This window comes from Streptomyces sp. NPDC017979 (assembly GCF_044328175.1).
In the GTDB taxonomy this organism is placed as follows: Bacteria; Actinomycetota; Actinomycetes; order Streptomycetales; family Streptomycetaceae; genus Streptomyces.
The window spans coordinates 50,039-68,428 of record NZ_JBIRGU010000003.1 but is presented as its reverse complement, the minus strand read 5'-3'; the positions used below and the strand labels follow the sequence as shown (position 1 = coordinate 68,428).

Here is an 18,390-nt window from a genome sequence, read left to right as displayed (position 1 = left end):
TCGCACTGACAACGGGCCCTGGAGCCCGAGGGTCCGGGCCCGACATCCCGAGCCCGGGGGCTCGGAGCCCTGGCACCCGAGCGCCCGGGCAAGCCCTACAGCAGTCCTACCGCGGTGTCGACGGCCTTGGCGACGTCCCCGTCCACCGGGTAGAGCAACGAGCGTCCCACCACCAGCCCCTGCACCGTCGGCAGTTGGAGTGCCGCGTGCCACTTCTCGTACGCGCCGTCCTGGTCGTCGCCGATCTCGCCGCCGAGGATCACCGCGGGCAGCGTGGACGTCTGCATCACCGCCGCCATGTCGCCCGGGTCGTCCGTGACCGGGACCTTCAACCAGGTGTACGCGGAAGTGCCGGCGAGCCCGGACGCGATGGCTATGGAACGGGTGACGGCCTCGGCACTCAGGTCGGTGCGCAGCCGGCCGTCCACCCGGTGGCAGATGAACGGTTCGACGAAGACGGGCAGTCGGCGCTCCGCCATGTCGTCGACGGCGCGGGCGGTGGCGTGCAGGGTGTCGAGGGAGCCGGGGTCCTGGTAGTCGATGCGCAGCAGCAGTTTGCCCGCGTCGAAACCGAGTCGGGCCAGGTCCTGGGCGCGGTGCCCGGTGAAGCGGTCGTCGAGTTCGAAGGCGGCGCCGGCGAGCCCCCCGCGGTTCATGGAGCCGACGACGACCTTCTCGTCGAGCGCGCCGAGCAGGAGCAGGTCGTCGAGGATGTCGGCGGTGGCGAGGACGCCGTCGACGCCGGGGCGGGACAGTGCGAGGCAGAGTCGTTCGAGCAGGTCGAGACGGTTGGCCATGGCGAGGCGGCGGTCGCCGACGGCGAGCGCGCCGCGGGCGGGGTGGTCGGCCGCGACGATCATCAACCGTCCGCTCTCGCCGACCAGTCGGGATCGTCGGCGACGGCGCTGCGCCGCCTCGGCGACGGCTTCGGGGTGGCGGGTGCGGATCCCGACGAGGTCGCCGATGGAGACGCGGCTCACGACAGGGCTCCGGGGGTGCTCTGGGCCGCGGTCTGGGCGGCTGCGGAGTCGGTACGGGGGTCGGGTGCGGCTGGTGGGGGCGTGGGGGACGGTGGGACCGGGCCGCCCGCGAGGACCTGCTCGACCTCCTGCGGGTACGGCATGGCGCTGGAACAGGCGAGGCGGGCCGCGACGATGGCCCCGGCCGCGTTCGCGTACCGCATCACGCGCTCCAGCGGCCAGCCGGCGAGCAGCCCGTGGCAGAGCGCGCCGCCGAACGCGTCGCCCGCTCCGAGGCCGTTGACGACCTCGACGGGGACGGGCGGGACCTGGGCGCGGGCGCCGTCGCGGTGGAGCGCGAGCACCCCCTCGGGGCCCTGCTTGACGACGGCGAGTTCGACGCCGGCGGCCAGCAGCGCACGGGCGGCGGCTTCGGGGGCGCGCTCCCCCGTGGCGATCTCGCACTCGTCGAGGTTGCCGACGGCCACGGTGGCGAAGCGCAGCGCCTCCCGGTAGTAGGGGCGGGCCGCCTCGGGGTCGCGCCAGAACATCGGCCGCCAGTCGAGGTCGAAGACGGTGGCGCCGGCGCGGTTCCGGTGGGCGAGTGCGGTCTGGGTGGCACCGCGGCTGGGCTCGGCGCACAGCCCGGTGCCGGTCATCCAGAAGACCCGGGCCCGGGCGATCGCGTCCAGGTCCAACTCGTCGGCGCGGATCTCCAGGTCGGGCGCCTTGGGCCGACGGTAGAAGTAGAGGGGGAAGTCGTCCGGGGGGAAGATCTCGCAGAAGGTGACCGGGGTGGGGTGCTCGGCCACCGGAGTCACCCAGCGGTCGTCCACGTCGAACTCGCGCAGCGCCTGGTGGAGGTAGTCGCCGAAGGGGTCCGCTCCGGTGCGGGTGACGACCGCGGTGCGGCGGCCGAGGCGGGCGGCGCCGACGGCGACGTTGCTGGCCGAGCCGCCGAGGAACTTCCCGAAGACGTCGACCTGCGCCAGCGGGACCCCGGTCCGCAGCGGATACAGGTCGACCCCGATCCGGCCCATGGTGATCACGTCGTACGGCTGGGGGTCGTACGGCTGAGGCATGCGCGTCCCTTCGGTCCTTCGGTTCGGCGCGGGGCTCCCACCAGGTCTATTGGCTTTCCCGGAGCCTGTCAACATTTTGTCCTGACATTCGGACGAAGGCTTGACACCCTTCCGAACCGGCCGGAAAGCTCGACGGTATGACGCTCCGCGCCCCGTCCCCCGCCGCTTCCCTCAGCCGCATCCGGGTCGGCTCGGCTCCCGACTCCTGGGGGGTGTGGTTCGCCGACGACCCCGAGCAGGTCCCCTGGCAGCGCTTCCTCGACGAGGTCGCCGACGCGGGGTACGAGTGGATCGAACTCGGCCCGTACGGATATCTGCCCAGCGACCCCGCCGTGCTCGGCGCGGAGACCGGACGCCGCGGGCTGAAGGTCTCCGCGGGCACGGTCTTCACCGGGCTGCACCACGGCCCCGCGGTCTGGGACCGCACCTGGGAGCACGTCTCGGCCATCGCGGCGCTCACCCGGGACATGGGCGCCCGCCACCTCGTCGTGATCCCGGCCTTCTGGCGTGACGACAAGACGGGCGAGGTGTTGGAGGACAGCACCTTGACCGCCGCGCAGTGGCGGGACCTGACCGGCCAGACGGAACGGCTGGGCCGCGAGGTGCGCGAGCGGTACGGGCTGCGGATCGTGGTCCACCCGCACGCGGACACCCACGTCGACGGCGAGGAGAACGTCGCCCGGTTCCTCGACGGCACCGATCCCGAACTGGTCTCGCTCTGCCTGGACACCGGGCACTACGCCTACTGCGGCGGCGACAGCGTCAAGCTGATCGAGACCTACGGCGAACGGCTCGGCTACCTCCACCTCAAGCAGGTCGACCCGGCGGTGCTGGCCGGCGTCGTCGCGGAGGACCTGCCCTTCGGCCCCGCGGTGGCGCGCGGCGTGATGTGCGAACCGCCCACCGGGGTGCCCGCCCTGGAGCCGGTCCTTGCAGCGGCCCAGGCTCTCGATGTCGACCTGTTCGCCATCGTCGAGCAGGACATGTACCCCTGCCCACCGGACAAACCCCTACCCATCGCCCGAAGGACCCGACAATTCCTGCGATCTTGCGGGGCCTGATAAGCAAACGTCTTATCTGGCATGGTTGTTAGATACTCATCACACATGTCCCGATTACGCGGGTCTTCCGTCACAGCTGATCAACATCACCGCCCTTCCCCTCCTCTTCGACGGGCTCCAGGCGCCAGGCTCGGTGATCGCCAGGCGTTTCCGCCGCAGGTCCCTCACGGTCCCCCAACCGTGACTGCGGCCACACCAGGAGGTGCCACTCAGATGTCGGACAGAAGGCTCTGGTCGTACAAGGAGATCGCCGCTCACATCCGGGTCCAACCGGACACCGTCCGCTCCTACCGCAAGCACGGACATCTGCCGCCCCCGGACCTCGTCGAGGCCGGCAAGCCCTATTGGTACGCCGACACCATCCGCACCTGGGTGGCCAACCGCCCGGGCAACAGGGGTCGCCGCTGACCGTGCGTCATCCTGGGTCCCGCGCTTCGACCAGGGGTGCGGGACCCTGCACATCCACCCCGGCCGCACCCCGCCCCCGCCGGACTCCGCGGGGCAGGTGGCACCCCGCACCACATATTGGATTGCCGGACGCTTGCTCCGCTTTCGACAATGCGCCCATGAACGCCACCTCCGGTTTCTCCCTCAAACCGACCCTCCGCGGGGAACGGGTCACCCTGCGGCCCTTCACCGAGGCCGACGTCCCCACGATGGTCGAGATCCTGAGCGACCCCGACGTCCTCCACTTCACCGGGGCTCCCGATGACGACAAGACGGCGGACTCCGCCCTGCACGCCTGGTACACCTCCCGCAACGACCAGACCGACCGCCTCGACCTCGCGGTCGTGAACCGGGCGAACGGCGAGGTCGTCGGCGAGGTCGTCCTCCACGAGTGGGACCCGGCCAACCAGAACTGCCGCTTCCGCACCCTGATCGGCCCCAAGGGCCGCGATCGCGGCCTCGGCACCGAGGCCACCCGACTGATCGTCGGCCACGGCTTCACCCACGTCGGCCTCCACCGGATCGCGCTGAGCGTCTACGACTTCAACCCGCGCGCCCGCCGCGTCTACGAGAAGGTCGGCTTCGTCGCCGAGGGCATCGAGCGCGAGGTGCTGCGCCATCGCGGCGAGTGGGTGGACGCCACCGCGATGTCGATGCTGGCCAGCGATTGGGTCACCCGCTCCGACACCTGACCGACACCGGCACCAGCACGACCCCGGTCCACGTACGCGTCACCGGTCCGGTCCCGGCGCTGCCGCTGGTCGCGGCGCGCCGGTCACTGACATCGGGCGCTGGACCCGCAAGCCCGGGCGCTCAGGTCCGCACTGCACCCCGACCGGTCTCGGCAGTGCCCTCCGTTGCCCCAGCGACCCCGGTGGGCTCGGTGACCTCGCCCTCCTCACCCGTCGCCACGAGCGAGGAGGGTGGTATCTCCCCCTCGCTGAGCCCGAACCGGTCGTGGAACCGCCGCAGCGGCGCCGGCGCCCACCACGTGCGCGCCCCGGTGAGCTTCATCACCGCCGGCACCAGCAGCCCGCGGACCACCATCGCGTCCATCAGCACCGCGACCGCGAGCCCCAGGCCAAGCATCTTGGTGTTGGTCACCCGGGACGTGCCGATGGCGACCATCACCACGGCGAGGATCAGCGCGGCCGCGGTGATCAGCCCTCCGGTGCGCTGGAGCCCGAACCGGATGGCGTGCTCGTGGTCCTTGGTGCGGTCGTACTCCTCCTTGATGCGGGAGAGCAGGAAGACCCCGTAGTCCATGGAGAGGCCGAAGGCGACGCAGAACATCAGCACGGGCAGGTTCGTCTCGATGTCCCCGGTCGGTGTGAAGCCGAGCAGCCCGGACAGATTGCCGTCCTGGAAGACCCAGACCACGGCACCGAACATGGCCGTGAGGCTCAGGCCGTTGAGCAGGACCGCCTGGAGGGGGATCAGCACACTACCGGTGAGCAGGAACACCAGCAGCAGCGTCACCACGGCGATGAACCCGAGGGCGAGCGGCAGCCCGCCGGCGATGGCCGCCTTGGAGTCCTCCAGAACGGCTGCACGGCCGGTCACGGAGGTCTCGAACGGGGCCGGGACGTCACGGATCTCGTGCACCAGGCCCTGGGCCCCGTCCCCGACCGCCTCACCCTCGGGCTGGACGGTGAAGTAAGCGGCACTGCCCGAGGTGACCGGCCCGTCCACCCGCAGCACTCCGGGGAGCGCGGCCACCCGGTCGCGGTACTCGGCGTACTGCTCGGCGCTCACGCCGCCCGCGCCCCCGGAGTCGGCGGCCTCGGAGTCAACGGCCTCGGCGAAGATCTCGATGCCGCCGTCCGGGCTGCCGGGGAAGCCGTCCCTGATGTGCTGCTGCACCACGTGCGACTCTGCGGACGACGGCAACTGGCGGTCGTCCGGCGTACCGAACTTGACCCCGAGGAAGGGCAGCCCCAGCAGGACCAGGGCGGTGACCGTGGTGAAGGCGAAGAGCGGGGCCCGGCGCATCACCAGATCGGCCAGCCGTGCCCAGCCGCCCCGAACCGCCTTGGAACCCTCTCCCCCGGGCCGCTCGACCCGACCGCGCCGGCGTCGGAACGCCGCACGCAGGTCGAGGGAGTTGATCCGGTGGCCCAGCAGCATCAGGGCGGCCGGGAGCAGGACGAGGGCAGCCACGGCGGCGAGAGCGACCACGGCGATGCCCGCGTAGGCGAAGGAGCGCAGGAAGTACTGCGGGAAGACGAGCATGGCGGCGAGGGAGACCGCGACCGTCAGGGCCGAGAACAGGACCGTGCGCCCGGCCGTGCGCAAGGTGGTGCCGACGGCGTCCTTCACGTCGGCTCCCGTGGCCAGCTCCTCCCGGAAGCGGCGCACGATGAACAGGGCGTAGTCGATGGCGAGGCCGAGGCCGAGCGCCGTGGTGAGGTTCTGCGCGAAGACGGAGACGTCGGCGAACTCGGTGATGCCGCGCAGCACAGCGTTCGTCCCCAGGATGGCGACGATGCCGACGCCCAGCGGCAACAGCGCGGCGATCACGCTGCCGAAGACCAGGACCAACAGCAGCAGGGTGATCGGCAGGGCGATCAGTTCGGCCCGCACCAGGTCGTCCTGGATGATCGTCGTCATTTCGTGGCCCACGGCGACGGGGCCGCCGATCGAGACCTCGACCGGGCCGTGCTCACCGCGGAAGGTGTCCCCGATCCGCTCCAGCGTCTGAGCGGCGGCCTTCTCGTCCCCCAAGATCCGCGCGACGATCAGCGCCTCGCGGCCGTCCTCGGAGCGCAGCGCGGGCGACGGGCTCTGCCAGTACGACCCCACGCCCGTGACGTCGCCCTGGGCGGCCAGGCGCTCGGCGAGCCGCCGCCCTTCGGCGGCCACGGCCTCGCTGTCCACGCTCTGTCGGCCGGCGTCGACGAGCAGGAGCAGATTGGGCTGGGACTCGGGGAACTCCCGCTCCAACGCCTCGGTGGCGTAGGTGGACTCGGCGCCTGGGTCCTCCCAGCCGCCGCTGCCCATGCGGTCCGCGACGCCACTGCCGGCGAACACGGCGAGCACGGTGACGACGAGGGCGGCGAACAGCGCCAGGCGCGGTCGCGCGGTGACGAGCCGGGTCCATCGACCGGGCGCGGGTTTCTCCTGCTCGGGGCGCGAGCTCCGCGCCGCGGACGAGCGGTTGACTTCGGACATCGTGCGGTGTCCCCTTCACCGTGGCCCGTACGCACGCCGAGAACGCGCGCACGGGTGATCGTCACCAAGGAACAGAAAACACGAGCGATCGCTCGCATTAGCGTGGAACTAGAATGCGAGTGAGCGCTCGCGTTTGTCAACTGGATCGGAAAGCTGGGGATATCAGTGCCAGAGCCGAGAAGGCGGGAGTCGACAGACCCAACGCCCGCCGCATCCGCGGAAGCCGCCAGGACGCCCGTGCCGGGCCCGCCCGACGCCCCCGGCGCGCCCGGCAAGCCGCGCCGTCGACAGGCCCGGGGGGAACGCCGCATCGCCCAGCTCCTGGACGCCGCGGCCAAGGTCTTCTGCACCTCCGGCTACACCAGCGCCAGCACCAACGCCATCGCCCGCGAGGCGGGCGTCTCGCCGGGCACGCTCTACCAGTTCTTCCCGAACAAGGAAGCCATCGCCATCGAGCTCGGCGGCCGACTGCTCGACGACTGGCACCGCTCCCACGGCGCGGCGCTCGACGCGACCAGTCTCGACCTGCCGTTCGACCAGGTGCTGGACGCGGTGCTCGACCCGCTCTTCGAGTTCAACTACGCGAACCCGGCCTTCGCCGTCCTGATCCACGGCCCGGACGCCCCCGGTCAGATCACCCAGGAGTTCGAGGCGATCCACGCGAGCCTGCTGACCCGCCTGGAGGACATCATCAGCAGTTACCTGCCCGACGCGCCGCCTGCGCAGCTCACCCTCATCGCGAACACCAGCTTCTCGATCTTCAAGGCCGGCCTCGAACTCGTCCTCACGCACGAAGGAGCGGAACGCGAGGCGTACGCGACGGAGATCAAGCGGGTCATGTTCCGCTACCTGGAACCGCTCTTCCCGGAGGGCCACGCCGGAGCCTGCACCTCCTTCCATACCCCCTAGGGGTATAGTATGGTGAGCATCGCGAGCGCGGGAGCCACAAAGGCTCCCGATTGCCTGGAATGCCACGAATGCCGCCCATGCCCCACGAGGAGAACGCCATGACTGCTCAGTCCGACATCGAGATCGTCGAGACCTCCGCCTCCAGCTGCTGCGGCGGCAGCTCCTGCGGCACGGGCGCGGCGGAGGCCGCGACCGAGGGCGCGGTGACGACCGTCTACAAGGTCACCGGCATGACCTGCGGCCACTGCGAAGGCGCGATCTCCAGCGAGATCTCCACCATCGCCGGCGTGACGTCGGTTTCGGCCGTCGCCGCGACCGGTCTGGTCACCGTGGTCTCCGCGGCCGCCCTCGACGAGGAGGCCGTGCGCGCCGCCGTGGACGAGGCGGGCTACGAGCTGGCCGGCACGGCCTGAGCCCTGCCACCCGCCCGCCAGCACCGCCGTCAGGGCCGTGCGGAAGCAGCTCCCACCGCTTCCGCACGGCCCTGACGCATCGCCGGACCGCCACCGAGCTCGCCCCGCCACCCGGCCGACCGGCCGGCCGTCCGACATGCCGGACACGCGGATACGTGATCCGTCTCTCATCTGGCGCGCACGAGAAGATCTCGCACCGCTGTCCAGCGAGCCCCGGAGGCCGCCACGAACGATCACGAGCGCCAGCATCGCCGCAGCTCAAAGCCGTGATCGGCGACATGGCCAGTACGAACCCAGGGTGCTCACCCACAGGCTCGGCCGGCGTCCGCGCTACCCGCCCCAGCTACACCCGAGGCACAAGACCTTCACAAAGAGACCTAGATCACAGATATTGAGGGGTAACCATTGAGGCTCCTCGCGGGTCTAAATGGACGATGCCGAGAACGTCTTGGGGGACGTTCATGGGTTGTCTTGGGGGACATCCCAGGCAAGCGTTGGCCGGGGCACGTGCCCGGGGAGCTTTGAGCGGCCCTCCCGTGCGTACGTACCCCGGCAGACCGCGTGAGCAACTGCGGTTGCAGACGCCCGGCCGGATCCCGTGGGGGGAATCCGCTCCGGGGATATGGGAAGCGCCCCACTCGCCGACCCGTGGGGGGATCGGCGGTGGGGCGCTTCCGTTCGCTCAGGCGCCTCGTCGTGGGCGCTCGGACCGGTCAGCCGGTCAGCGGGCCTCCACCGGGACGAAGTCGCGCAGGACCTCACCCGTGTAGATCTGCCGCGGACGGCCGATGCGGGAGCCCGGCTCCTTGATCATCTCGTGCCACTGGGCGATCCAGCCGGGCAGCCGGCCGAGCGCGAAGAGCACGGTGAACATCTCGGTCGGGAAGCCCATGGCCCGGTAGATCAGACCGGTGTAGAAGTCGACGTTCGGGTAGAGCTTGCGCTCGACGAAGTAGTCGTCGGCGAGCGCGTGCTCCTCCAGCTTGAGGGCGATGTCCAGCAGCTCGTCGGACTTGCCCAGGGCCGACAGGACATCGTGCGCCGCCGCCTTGATGATCTTCGCCCGGGGGTCGAAGTTCTTGTAGACGCGGTGCCCGAAGCCCATGAGCTTCACGCCGTCTTCCTTGTTCTTCACCTTGCGGATGAAGGAGTCGACGTCGCCGCCGGACTGCTGGATGCCTTCCAGCATCTCCAGCACCGACTGGTTGGCGCCGCCGTGCAGCGGACCCCAGAGCGCGGAGATGCCCGCGGAGATGGAGGCGAACATGTTCGCCTGCGAGGAGCCGACCAGGCGGACCGTGGACGTGGAGCAGTTCTGCTCGTGGTCCGCGTGCAGGATCAGCAGCTTGTCGAGCGCGGCGACGACGACCGGGTCGAGGTCGTACTCCTGCGCGGGGACCGAGAAGGTCATCCGCAGGAAGTTCTCGACGTAGCCGAGGTCGTTCCGCGGGTAGACGAAGGGGTGGCCGATCGACTTCTTGTACGCGTACGCCGCGATCGTGGGCAGCTTGGCGAGCAGCCGGATCGTGGAGAGGTCGCGCTGCTTCTCGTCGAAGGGGTTGTGGCTGTCCTGGTAGAACGTGGACAGGGCGCTGACCACGGAGGACAGCATGGCCATCGGGTGGGCGTCGCGCGGGAAGCCGTCGAAGAACCGTTTGACGTCCTCGTGCAGCAGGGTGTGCTGGGTGATCTCGTTCTTGAACGCGGCCAGCTCGTCGACGGTCGGGAGTTCCCCGTTGATGAGCAGGTAGGCCACCTCAAGGAAGGTGGAGCGCTCGGCCAGCTGCTCGATGGGGTAGCCGCGGTAGCGCAGGATGCCCTGCTCGCCGTCGAGGTAGGTGATCGCGGACTTGTAGGCGGCCGTATTGCCGTAGCCGCTGTCCAGAGTCACGAGACCCGTCTGGGCCCGGAGCTTCCCGATGTCGAAGCCCTTGTCACCGACGGTGCTCTCGACCACCGGGTAGGTGTACTCACCGTCCGCGTACCGCAGTACTACAGAGTTGTCGCTCACGTCATCCCTCACCGACGTAGTGCCTCTTCTTCGAGGTGCCCTGACTGTCTCTACCATCCCCCATTTGGCGCATGAGAGTGCACTCGGGGTCGACCATTGGGCCCGTTGGCGGCACTCAGTGCCGCCAACCTGCTCATCCTGCCCCGTTCGCCCGGATTCCGGAAGTCGGGGTGTCATTTCCCACCCCACCCGGGCGAGCGGTCCCCCGGGCGGGCGAGCCGGGCCCGGGGTCAGCCTCCGGCGAGTCGATGGTCCAGCGCGGTGAAGCGCCTGCCTGCGGAAACCGTGCGCACGGCCTGCCCGATGGCACGGCGGGACCCGACCAGGACGACCAATTTCTTCGCCCGGGTCACCGCGGTGTAGAGGAGGTTGCGCTGGAGCATCATCCACGCACCCGTGGTGACCGGGATCACCACGGCGGGGTATTCACTTCCCTGTGAACGGTGGATGGTCACCGCGTAGGCATGGGCCAATTCGTCCAGTTCGTCGAAGTCGTAGGGCACTTCCTCGTCCTCGTCGGTGCGCACCGTCAGGCGCTGTTCTTCCAGGTGAAGGGAGGTGACCACGCCGACGGTGCCGTTGAAGACGCCGTTCTCGCCCTTCTCGTAGTTGTTGCGGATCTGGGTGACCTTGTCGCCGACCCGGAAGACCCGGCCGCCGAAGCGCTTCTCGGCCACGTCTGGACGGGCCGGCGTGACGGCCTGCTGGAGCAGGCCGTTGAGAACGCCGGCACCTGCGGGGCCCCGGTGCATCGGAGCCAACACCTGCACATCCCGCCGCGGATCAAGGCGGAATTTGGCCGGAATTCTGTGTGCAGCTACATCGACGGTGACCTTGCCCGCCTCTTCCGTGTCCTCGACGACGAAGTGGAAGAAGTCCGGCAGACCGGTGGTGATGGGCGGTACGCCGGAATTGATCCGGTGGGCGTTGGTGACCACGCCGGACTGCTGGGCCTGGCGGAAGATCCGGGTCAGCCGGACGTTCGGCACCGGGCCCCCGTCAGCGAGCAGGTCGCGCAGCACTTCGCCGGCTCCGACGCTGGGGAGTTGGTCCACGTCGCCCACCAGCAGCAGGTGCGCTCCGGGGGCGACGGCCTTCACCAGTTTGTTGGCGAGGAGCAGGTCGAGCATGGACGCCTCGTCCACCACGACCAGGTCCGCGTCCAGCGGTCGATCGCGGTCGTACGCCGCGTCGCCGCCGGGCTTCAACTCCAGGAGTCGGTGCACCGTGGACGCCTCGGCGCCGGTGAGCTCGGAGAGCCGCTTGGCGGCCCGGCCGGTGGGGGCGGCCAACACGACCTTGGCCTTCTTGGCCCGCGCCAGCTCAACCACCGACCGGACGGTGAACGACTTGCCGCAGCCCGGGCCGCCCGTCAGCACCGCCACCCGGCTGGTGAGCGCAAGGCGCACGGCGGCCTCCTGCTCGGGTGCCAGCTTCGCGCCGGTCCGGTCGGCGAGCCAGGCCAGCGCCTTGTCCCAGACGACGTCCTGGAAGGCCGGCATCCGATCGTCGGAGGCCCTGAGCAGCCGCTGCACCTGACCCGCCAACGACAGCTCGGCGCGGTGGAAGGGCACCAGGTACACCGCGGTTACCGACTCGCCGCCCTCGGGGGACGGCACCTGCTCGCGCACGACCCCATCCTCCTCGGCCGCCAGCTCGGCGAGGCAGTCGATCACGAGACCGGTGTCGACTTGGAGCAGCTTCACGGCGTCGGCGATCAGCTGTTCCTCGGGCAGGAAGCAGTGGCCCTGGTCGGTGGATTGCGACAGGGCGTACTGAAGGCCGGCCTTGACGCGCTCCGGGCTGTCGTGCGGTATGCCCACGGCCTGGGCGATCTTGTCCGCGGTGAGGAACCCGATTCCCCAGACGTCCGCCGCGAGGCGGTACGGCTGGTTCTTCACGACGGAGATCGAGGCGTCCTCGTACTTCTTGTAGATGCGGACCGCGATGGAGGTGGAGACGCCGACGCCTTGCAGGAAGACCATGACCTCCTTGATGGCCTTCTGCTCTTCCCACGCCGCGCCGATGAGCTTGGTGCGCTTGGGGCCGAGGCCGGGGACCTCGATGAGGCGGGCCGGCTCCTCCTCGATGACGTCGAGGGTGTCGATGCCGAAGTGGTCGACGATCCGCTCGGCGATGCGCGGGCCGATGCCCTTGATCAGGCCCGAGCCGAGATAGCGGCGGATGCCCTGCACGGTGGCCGGCAGCACCGTCGTGTAGTTCTCCACGGTGAACTGCTTGCCGTACTGCGGGTGGGAGCCCCAACGGCCTTCCATCCGCAGGGACTCGCCCGGCTGCGCGCCGAGCAGCGAGCCGACCACCGTGAGCAGATCGCCGGAGCCACGGCCGGTGTCGACGCGGGCGACCGTGTATCCGTTCTCCTCATTGGCGTAGGTGATCCGCTCAAGGACACCTTCGACCACCGAAAGATTGGACATGCCACGACGCTACCGCCACGGTCCGACACTCCTTGCAGCCTGTGGATAACTCCGTCACCCTCCGCCTGTGGATAACTCGGGGGTCATCGGGCGCTCGTGTCTATCGTGATGGGCACGGGCTCGAAAACCTCGCGGCCCGGATCGAGACGGGTCGTGCTCACGGGCGTGGGTCACAGGGCGTGCTCACGAGGCGTGCTCCACGAAGCGGCGGGCGGTCTCGATCAGGACGTCCATGCCGTCTCGCGCCCACAGTTCGTCGTTGAACAGCTCGACCTCGATCGGCCCTCGGTAGCCGGCGGCGTCCACCCTCCGCCGCCACTGCCGCAGGTCGATGCAGCCGTCGCCGAGCTGGCCCCGGCCGGTGAGGACGCCCTCGGGCAAGGGCGTGGTCCAGTCGGCCAGTTGGAAGGCGTGGATGCGGCCGGCGGCCCCCGCCCGCACGACCGCAGCAGCTGCCGTGTCGTCCCACCAGACGTGGTAGGTGTCCACGACCACCCCGACCTGGTGGGAGGGGAAGCGCTCGGCGATGTCGAGTGCCTGCGCGAGCGTGGAGATCGCGCACCGGTCGGCCGCGTACATGGGATGGAGAGGTTCCAGAGCGAGACGCACACCGCGCTCGCAGGCGTAGGAGGTGAGTTCATGCAGTGCATCGGCGATCCGTTCCCGGGCGCCCGTGAGGTCCTTGCTGCCCGTCGGCAGCCCTCCGGAGACCAGGACCAGGGTGTCCGTGCCGAGTGCCGCGGCCTCGTCGATGGCGGCCCGGTTGTCGTCCAGGGCCCGGGCGCGCTCGGCCGGGTCGGCAGCGGTGAAGAAGCCGCCTCGGCACAGGCTGGTGACCGCGAGGTCGGCGTCGTCCAGGAGCTTCGCCACGGCGGCCAGCCCGTGCGCGTGCACCGGAGCGCGCCAGAGGCCGATGCCCGGGATGTCGAGGCGGGCGCAGCCGTCGAGGAGTTCGGGGAGGGAGAGTTGCTTCACGGTCATCTGGTTGATGCTGAAGCGGCTCAGGTCGGCCGGGGCTTCCCCCGTACCGCGGGCCGTGGCGTCGGTCATGTCTCAGGCTCCGTACGCGGTGTCGACTCCGTACACGTCGAGCAGGGCCGCCATCCGGGCTTCGGCCGACTCCCGGTCGGGAAAGAGACCGAGTCCGTCGGCGAGTTCGTAGGCCCGTGCGAGGTGGGGCAGCGAGCGGGCGGACTGGAGTCCGCCGAGCATCGAGAAGTGATTCTGGTGCCCGGCGAGCCAAGCCAGCAGTACGACCCCGGTCTTGTAGTGGCGGGTGGGCGGTTCGAAGAGGTGTCGGGCGAGGGCGACGGTGGGGTCGAGCAGCGCGCGGAAGGCGTCGGTCCCGGTGGCGTCCAGGGCCTGTACGGCTTCCGCAGCCAGCGGCGCCAGTGGGTCGAAGACGCCGAGCAGGGCGTCGCTATGGCCGTGTTCGTCACCGGCGATCAGTTCGGGGTAGTGGAAGTCGTCGCCCGTGTAACAGCGCACGCCGGGTGGCAGCCGTCGACGCAGCGCGACTTCCCGGTCGGCGTCGAGCAGCGAGATCTTCACGCCGGCGACCTTCTCGGGGCTGGCGTGGATGACGTCGAGGAACGTGTCGGTGGCGACGTCCAGGTCGTCGCTGCCCCAGTAGCCGTCGAGCGCGGGGTCGAACATCGGCCCGAGCCAGTGCAGGATCACCGGCCGGGTGGCCTGGCGCAGCAGGTGCCCGTAGAGGTCTTGGTAGTCGTCGGGGGTGCGGGCGGTGGCGGCGAGGGCGCGGGAGGCCATCACGACCGCACGGGCGCCGGTCTCTTCTACGAGGGACAGTTGTTCCTCGTAGGCGTGGCGGACGGCGCGGAGCGGGATCGGGGCCGGGCCGGTGAGCTGGTCCGTACCGACTCCGCAGACGACGGTGCCGCCGACGGAGCGGGCCTCGGCGGTGGAGCGGCGGATCAGTTCGGCGGCGGTCGGCCAGTCCAGGCCCGTGCCCCGCTGGGCGGTGTCCATGGCTTCGGCGACGCCCAGGCCGTACGACCACAGGTGGCGGCGGAAGGCGAGGGTGGCGTCCCAGTCCACCGCGGAGCGAGCCGGTCCGGCGCGCCCTGTGGCAGTCGGCGGGGCGACCGCGGCTTCGGCGAAGGGTGCGGCGTACGGATCGGCGACGACGTGGGCCGCCGCGAAGACCGTGCGGGAGGTCGGGGCGGACGGCGGGGGTTCGATGTGCCGGGGCTCGGCCCGTGGCACATAGGGGTGCAACGTCCCGTCCGGGCGCGGGAGTCGGAGGGTCACAGCGCGAGCTCCGGCACCTCGACGCGCCGGCCTTCCGCGGAGGAGAGGAGTCCCAGCTCCGCGAGTTGCACACCGCGCGCGCCGGCCAGCAGGTCCCAGTGGTACGGGGTGCCGCGGGCGACGTGGCGCAGGAAGAGTTCCCACTGTGCCTTGAAGCCGTTCTCGTACTCCTGGTTGTCCGGGATCTCCTGCCATTGGTCGCGGAAGGATCCGTCGGTCGGGAGGTCGGGGTTCCAGACCGGTTTGGGGGTGGCCGAGCGGTGTTGGGCGCGGCAGCGGCGAAGACCGGCGACGGCGGAGCCGTGCGTGCCGTCGACTTGGAACTCGACCAGTTCGTCCCGCATCACCCGCACCGCCCAGGACGAGTTGATCTGGGCGACGGCGCCGCCGGCGAGTTGGAAGACCGCGTACACGGCGTCGTCGGCGGTGGCCGGGTAGGGCTTGCCCCTCTCGTCCCAGCGCTGCGGCACATGGGTAGTGGCGTGTGCGTAGACGCTGGTGGCGCGGCCGAAGAGGTCGTCCAGGACGTACGCCCAGTGGGGGAACATGTCGAGGGTGATCCCGCCGCCGTCCTCGCTGCGGTAGTTCCACGAGGGGCGCTGGGCCTCCTGCCAGTCGCCTTCGAAGACCCAGTAGCCGAACTCCCCGCGCACGGAGAGGACGTCGCCGAAGAAGCCTCCGTCGACCAGGCGCTTCAGCTTCAACAGCCCGGGCAGGAAGATCTTGTCCTGGACCACTCCGTGGCGGATGCCGGCGGCGTCGGCGAGTCGGGCCAGTTCCAGGGCGTTCGCGAGGTCGGGGGCGGTCGGCTTCTCCGTGTAGACGTGCTTGCCCGCGGCGATCGCCCGGCGCAGTGCGGGGACGCGCGCGGAGGTGGCCTGGGCGTCGAAGTAGACCTCGATGCCGCCGTCGGCGAGGACGGCATCGAGGTCGGTGGTCCAGTGCGGGATGCCGTGCCGCTCGGCGATGGCGCGGAGGGCGGGGGCGCGCCGGCCGACGAGGACGGGCTCGGGCCACAGGACTTCACCGTCGCCCAGGTCGAGGCCGCCCTGGTCGCGCAGGGCGAGCAGCGAGCGCACCAGGTGCTGCCGGTAGCCCATCCGCCCGGTCACGCCGTTCACGGCGATCCGCACTGTCCGTTGTGTCACGAAGATGCCTCCGGGCTGGCGTCGGGCGGCGTACTCGAAACATTCGCAGCAAGCGCTTTCTATATGGGTATGACGCTAGCCTGCGCACAGCGGCCGGACAAGGGCCGCGGCCGATCTCCCAGGAGGAATGCGATGACAGTCACCCTGGCGGATGTCGCCGTGCGCGCCCGGGTCTCCCCGGCGACCGTTTCCCGGGTGCTCAACGGCAACTACCCGGTCGCGGCGTCCACGCGGGCACGGGTGTTGCAGGCCGTCGAGGAACTGGACTACGTGCTGAACGGGCCGGCGAGTTCGCTCGCCGCCGCCACCTCCGACCTGGTCGGGATCCTGGTGAACGACATCGCCGACCCCTTCTTCGGGATCATGGCCGGCGCTGCGCAGACCGAGATAGGCGGGCAGGAGGGCTCGGGGCGCGCGGGCGGCGAGAAGCTGGTCGTGGTCTGCAACACCGGAGGCTCTCCGGAACGGGAGCTGACGTATCTGACGCTGCTTCAACGACAGCGGGCGGCGGGGGTGGTCCTCACCGGTGGGGCGTTGGAGGATCCAGCGCACATAGCGGCGATGTCGGCGAAGTTGGGGCGGCTGGCGGAGGCGGGGACGAAGGTGGTGCTGTGCGGGCGACCCCCGATGCGGGTGGGGTCGACGGTGGTAGCGGGGGTGGCGTCGGGGGCGGGCGGGGTGCCGGCCGACTCGGGAAACGACGCCGTACTCGCCGCGCTCACCTTCGACAACCGCGGTGGGGCGCGGCGGCTCACCGAGCACCTGCTTGCGCTCGGGCACCGGCGGATCGGGTACGTCGCGGGGCCGACCGAACGCACCACGACGCGGCACCGGTTGGAGGGGCACCGGGCGGCGTTGGCGGAGGCGCGGGCTGTCGGGGTGGCGGATGTCGGTGAGGTGGCGGAACAGGAGCGGTTGACGGTCCACGGGCCGTACTCCAGGAGTTCCGGGTACGACGCGACGTTGGAGTTGCTGCGGCGGGCGCCGGACCTGACGGCGGTCGTGGCGGCGAACGACACGGTTGCGTTGGGGGCGTGCGCGGCGCTGCGGGACCGGGGGTTGCGGATACCGGAGGACGTGTCGGTTGCCGGCTTCGACGACCTGCCGTTCTCGATCGACGCGGTGCCGGCGCTGACGACCGTACGGCTGCCGCTGTTCGAGGCGGGAGCGCGGGCGGGGCGGTTGGCGATGGGGCGGGAGGACGCTCCGCCGGGGGGCATCGCGACGATCGAGGCGGAGCTGATGGCGCGGGCGTCCACGGCGCCGCCGGGGGCAGGACGGGGGCGGAACCCGTAGCCCCGTAGCCCCTTAGCCCCTTAGCCCCTTAGCCCCTTGAGGGTGCCCTGGTGGCGTGCCTGGGGCCGTGAGTGGCGAGCGCGACGCGGTGGAACCGAGCGCGCAGTTCCCACGCCGCGCCCCTGAAGGACCGCGACCACGCCGCCCCGAGGGCGTCGAGCAGCGAGCGCGACGCCGTGCGGGCCGAGCGCACGGTTTCCACGCCGCGACCCCAGGAGCCGCGGTCTCGTCTGACTTGCCGGGAGGGGCGGCGGAGGGGTCAGTGGACGATGGAGACGATGTGGCAGAGCGCTTCGGCGAGGTCGCGGTCGCCTTCGAGGGTGACGTCGGGGTCGGCCAGCGCCGCCGTGGGGTGGACGGCTCGGCTGCACAGGCGCCAGGCCGTCTCGGGCGGCATGGTGACGCGCGCGGCCGGGCGGCGGGTCGGTGGCTCTGCCAGGGTCCAGCGGTCAGCGGTCGCGGTTGCCGTCCAGGTCGCGGACACCGGGCCGCCGGTCACGGCGAGCTGCGCTTGGGTGCCGGTGGGGGCGGGCGTCGCGCGGAGGGTGTGGGGCAGGGCGCGGGCGAAGGTGTCCAGCACGAGGGCGAGGGGGCCGGGGGCCGGGTCGGTGGCCCGGCCGGTGGCGTGCCGGATCTGCTGGCGGTGCGTCCAGAACTCGGTGAACTCCCGGGCGCAGTCCAGCCACGTCGGCGCCGGGTCGACGCCGGCCCAGGACACGCCCAGTGCCGGCGCATCGAGGTCGGCCCCGGCGAAGAGTTCCGTCACCTGGCCGCCGACCAGTTCCAGGGTGTCGACGAGCGCGGCGGGGCTGACCCGGGCGTACGCGTCGACCCACTCCTGGTTGATGCGGTGGATGAACGCCTCAAGGCTCTCGCCCGGCGCGAAGCCGGGGCCGTCTTGATGGCCGTCGCGGTCGCGGGCCAGTCGTCCGTAGCAGTCGCCGAGGAGGTGCGCGGCCAGGTCGCGCACGGTCCAACCGGGCACTGCTTCCGCCCGCCAGTCCGCGGGCCGCAGGTCGCGCAGGGTGGCGAGCAGCGCGCGGTGCTCCGCGGCGAAGAAGGGGCGGGCGTCGATCGGCGGACCGAGCCAGGACGTGTCCGAGAGCGGCGAAGGCATGCGCTCCAGCCTGTCAGCCGCCCGCGTTGACGGCGATCGGTTTTCGCCCGTCCGCCCCGGCACCCGC

At 70.8% G+C, this 18,390-nt stretch carries 15 protein-coding genes; 6 read left to right on the top strand and 9 right to left on the bottom strand.

The annotated features are described in order from the left end of the window. Positions 1 to 95 precede the first annotated feature (95 nt). Positions 96 to 980: a deoxyribose-phosphate aldolase gene (locus ACH4E8_RS09920; RefSeq protein ID WP_398446217.1), complete on the bottom strand. Its 885-nt coding sequence runs from the start codon at positions 978 to 980 to the stop codon at positions 96 to 98. Further along, on the bottom strand, positions 977 to 2,041 hold the full coding sequence (gene iolC / locus ACH4E8_RS09915) for a 5-dehydro-2-deoxygluconokinase (RefSeq protein WP_398446216.1): 1,065 nt from the start codon (positions 2,039 to 2,041) through the stop codon (positions 977 to 979). Before iolC ends, ACH4E8_RS09920 begins: the two co-directional genes overlap by 4 nt. 137 nt (positions 2,042 to 2,178) lie before the next feature. On the opposite strand from iolC, the gene ACH4E8_RS09910 reads away from it, so the two are divergent. From ACH4E8_RS09910 to ACH4E8_RS09900, 3 genes are all read left to right on the top strand, one after another. After that, on the top strand, positions 2,179 to 3,102 hold the full coding sequence (locus ACH4E8_RS09910) for a sugar phosphate isomerase/epimerase family protein (protein ID WP_398446214.1): 924 nt from the start codon (positions 2,179 to 2,181) through the stop codon (positions 3,100 to 3,102). A gap of 213 nt (positions 3,103 to 3,315) precedes the next feature. Continuing rightward, positions 3,316 to 3,510 (top strand): helix-turn-helix transcriptional regulator, encoded by a 195-nt coding sequence (locus ACH4E8_RS09905; RefSeq protein ID WP_398446212.1) that lies wholly within the window; start codon positions 3,316 to 3,318, stop codon positions 3,508 to 3,510. 158 nt (positions 3,511 to 3,668) lie between these two features. Then, the gene (locus ACH4E8_RS09900; protein ID WP_398446209.1) at positions 3,669 to 4,241 is read left to right on the top strand and encodes a GNAT family N-acetyltransferase; all 573 of its coding nucleotides are present in this window, start codon (positions 3,669 to 3,671) and stop codon (positions 4,239 to 4,241) included. Between the two features lie 121 nt (positions 4,242 to 4,362). Here ACH4E8_RS09900 and ACH4E8_RS09895 read toward each other — a convergent pair whose 3' ends face one another. Beyond that, on the bottom strand, positions 4,363 to 6,720 hold the full coding sequence (locus ACH4E8_RS09895) for an MMPL family transporter (RefSeq protein WP_398446207.1): 2,358 nt from the start codon (positions 6,718 to 6,720) through the stop codon (positions 4,363 to 4,365). Between the two features lie 165 nt (positions 6,721 to 6,885). Here ACH4E8_RS09895 and ACH4E8_RS09890 point away from each other — a divergent pair, with 165 nt between their 5' ends. Next, entirely contained in the window at positions 6,886 to 7,629 is a 744-nt protein-coding gene (locus ACH4E8_RS09890; protein ID WP_398446204.1) for a TetR/AcrR family transcriptional regulator, read from the top strand. A gap of 98 nt (positions 7,630 to 7,727) precedes the next feature. Then, positions 7,728 to 8,042 carry a heavy-metal-associated domain-containing protein gene (locus tag ACH4E8_RS09885; RefSeq protein ID WP_398446202.1) on the top strand — a complete coding sequence of 105 codons (315 nt, stop codon included), beginning with the start codon at positions 7,728 to 7,730 and terminating at the stop codon, positions 8,040 to 8,042. A 721-nt stretch (positions 8,043 to 8,763) separates the two neighbouring features. On the opposite strand, the gene ACH4E8_RS09880 is transcribed toward ACH4E8_RS09885, so the two are convergent. From ACH4E8_RS09880 to ACH4E8_RS09860, 5 genes are all read right to left on the bottom strand, one after another. After that, positions 8,764 to 10,053, bottom strand: a complete 1,290-nt coding sequence (locus tag ACH4E8_RS09880) for a citrate synthase (RefSeq protein WP_361534553.1) — start codon at positions 10,051 to 10,053, stop codon at positions 8,764 to 8,766. A gap of 230 nt (positions 10,054 to 10,283) precedes the next feature. Beyond that, positions 10,284 to 12,491: an ATP-dependent RecD-like DNA helicase gene (locus ACH4E8_RS09875; RefSeq protein ID WP_398446200.1), complete on the bottom strand. Its 2,208-nt coding sequence runs from the start codon at positions 12,489 to 12,491 to the stop codon at positions 10,284 to 10,286. A gap of 183 nt (positions 12,492 to 12,674) precedes the next feature. Beyond that, positions 12,675 to 13,541 carry a sugar phosphate isomerase/epimerase family protein gene (locus tag ACH4E8_RS09870; protein ID WP_398446198.1) on the bottom strand — a complete coding sequence of 289 codons (867 nt, stop codon included), beginning with the start codon at positions 13,539 to 13,541 and terminating at the stop codon, positions 12,675 to 12,677. A gap of 3 nt (positions 13,542 to 13,544) precedes the next feature. Then, the gene (locus ACH4E8_RS09865) at positions 13,545 to 14,762 is read right to left on the bottom strand and encodes a dihydrodipicolinate synthase family protein (protein WP_398446196.1); all 1,218 of its coding nucleotides are present in this window, start codon (positions 14,760 to 14,762) and stop codon (positions 13,545 to 13,547) included. Then, positions 14,759 to 15,910, bottom strand: coding sequence for a Gfo/Idh/MocA family protein (locus ACH4E8_RS09860; RefSeq protein WP_398446195.1), 1,152 nt, complete (start codon positions 15,908 to 15,910; stop codon positions 14,759 to 14,761). The genes ACH4E8_RS09865 and ACH4E8_RS09860 overlap by 4 nt, the downstream gene beginning before the upstream one ends. 132 nt (positions 15,911 to 16,042) lie before the next feature. Between ACH4E8_RS09860 and ACH4E8_RS09855 the strand changes: the two genes are divergently transcribed. After that, complete coding sequence (locus ACH4E8_RS09855; RefSeq protein ID WP_398446193.1) at positions 16,043 to 17,206, top strand: LacI family DNA-binding transcriptional regulator; 1,164 nt, start codon at positions 16,043 to 16,045, stop codon at positions 17,204 to 17,206. 259 nt (positions 17,207 to 17,465) lie between these two features. On the opposite strand, the gene ACH4E8_RS09850 is transcribed toward ACH4E8_RS09855, so the two are convergent. Then, positions 17,466 to 18,323 (bottom strand): maleylpyruvate isomerase family mycothiol-dependent enzyme, encoded by an 858-nt coding sequence (locus ACH4E8_RS09850; protein ID WP_398446191.1) that lies wholly within the window; start codon positions 18,321 to 18,323, stop codon positions 17,466 to 17,468. Positions 18,324 to 18,390 lie beyond the last annotated feature (67 nt).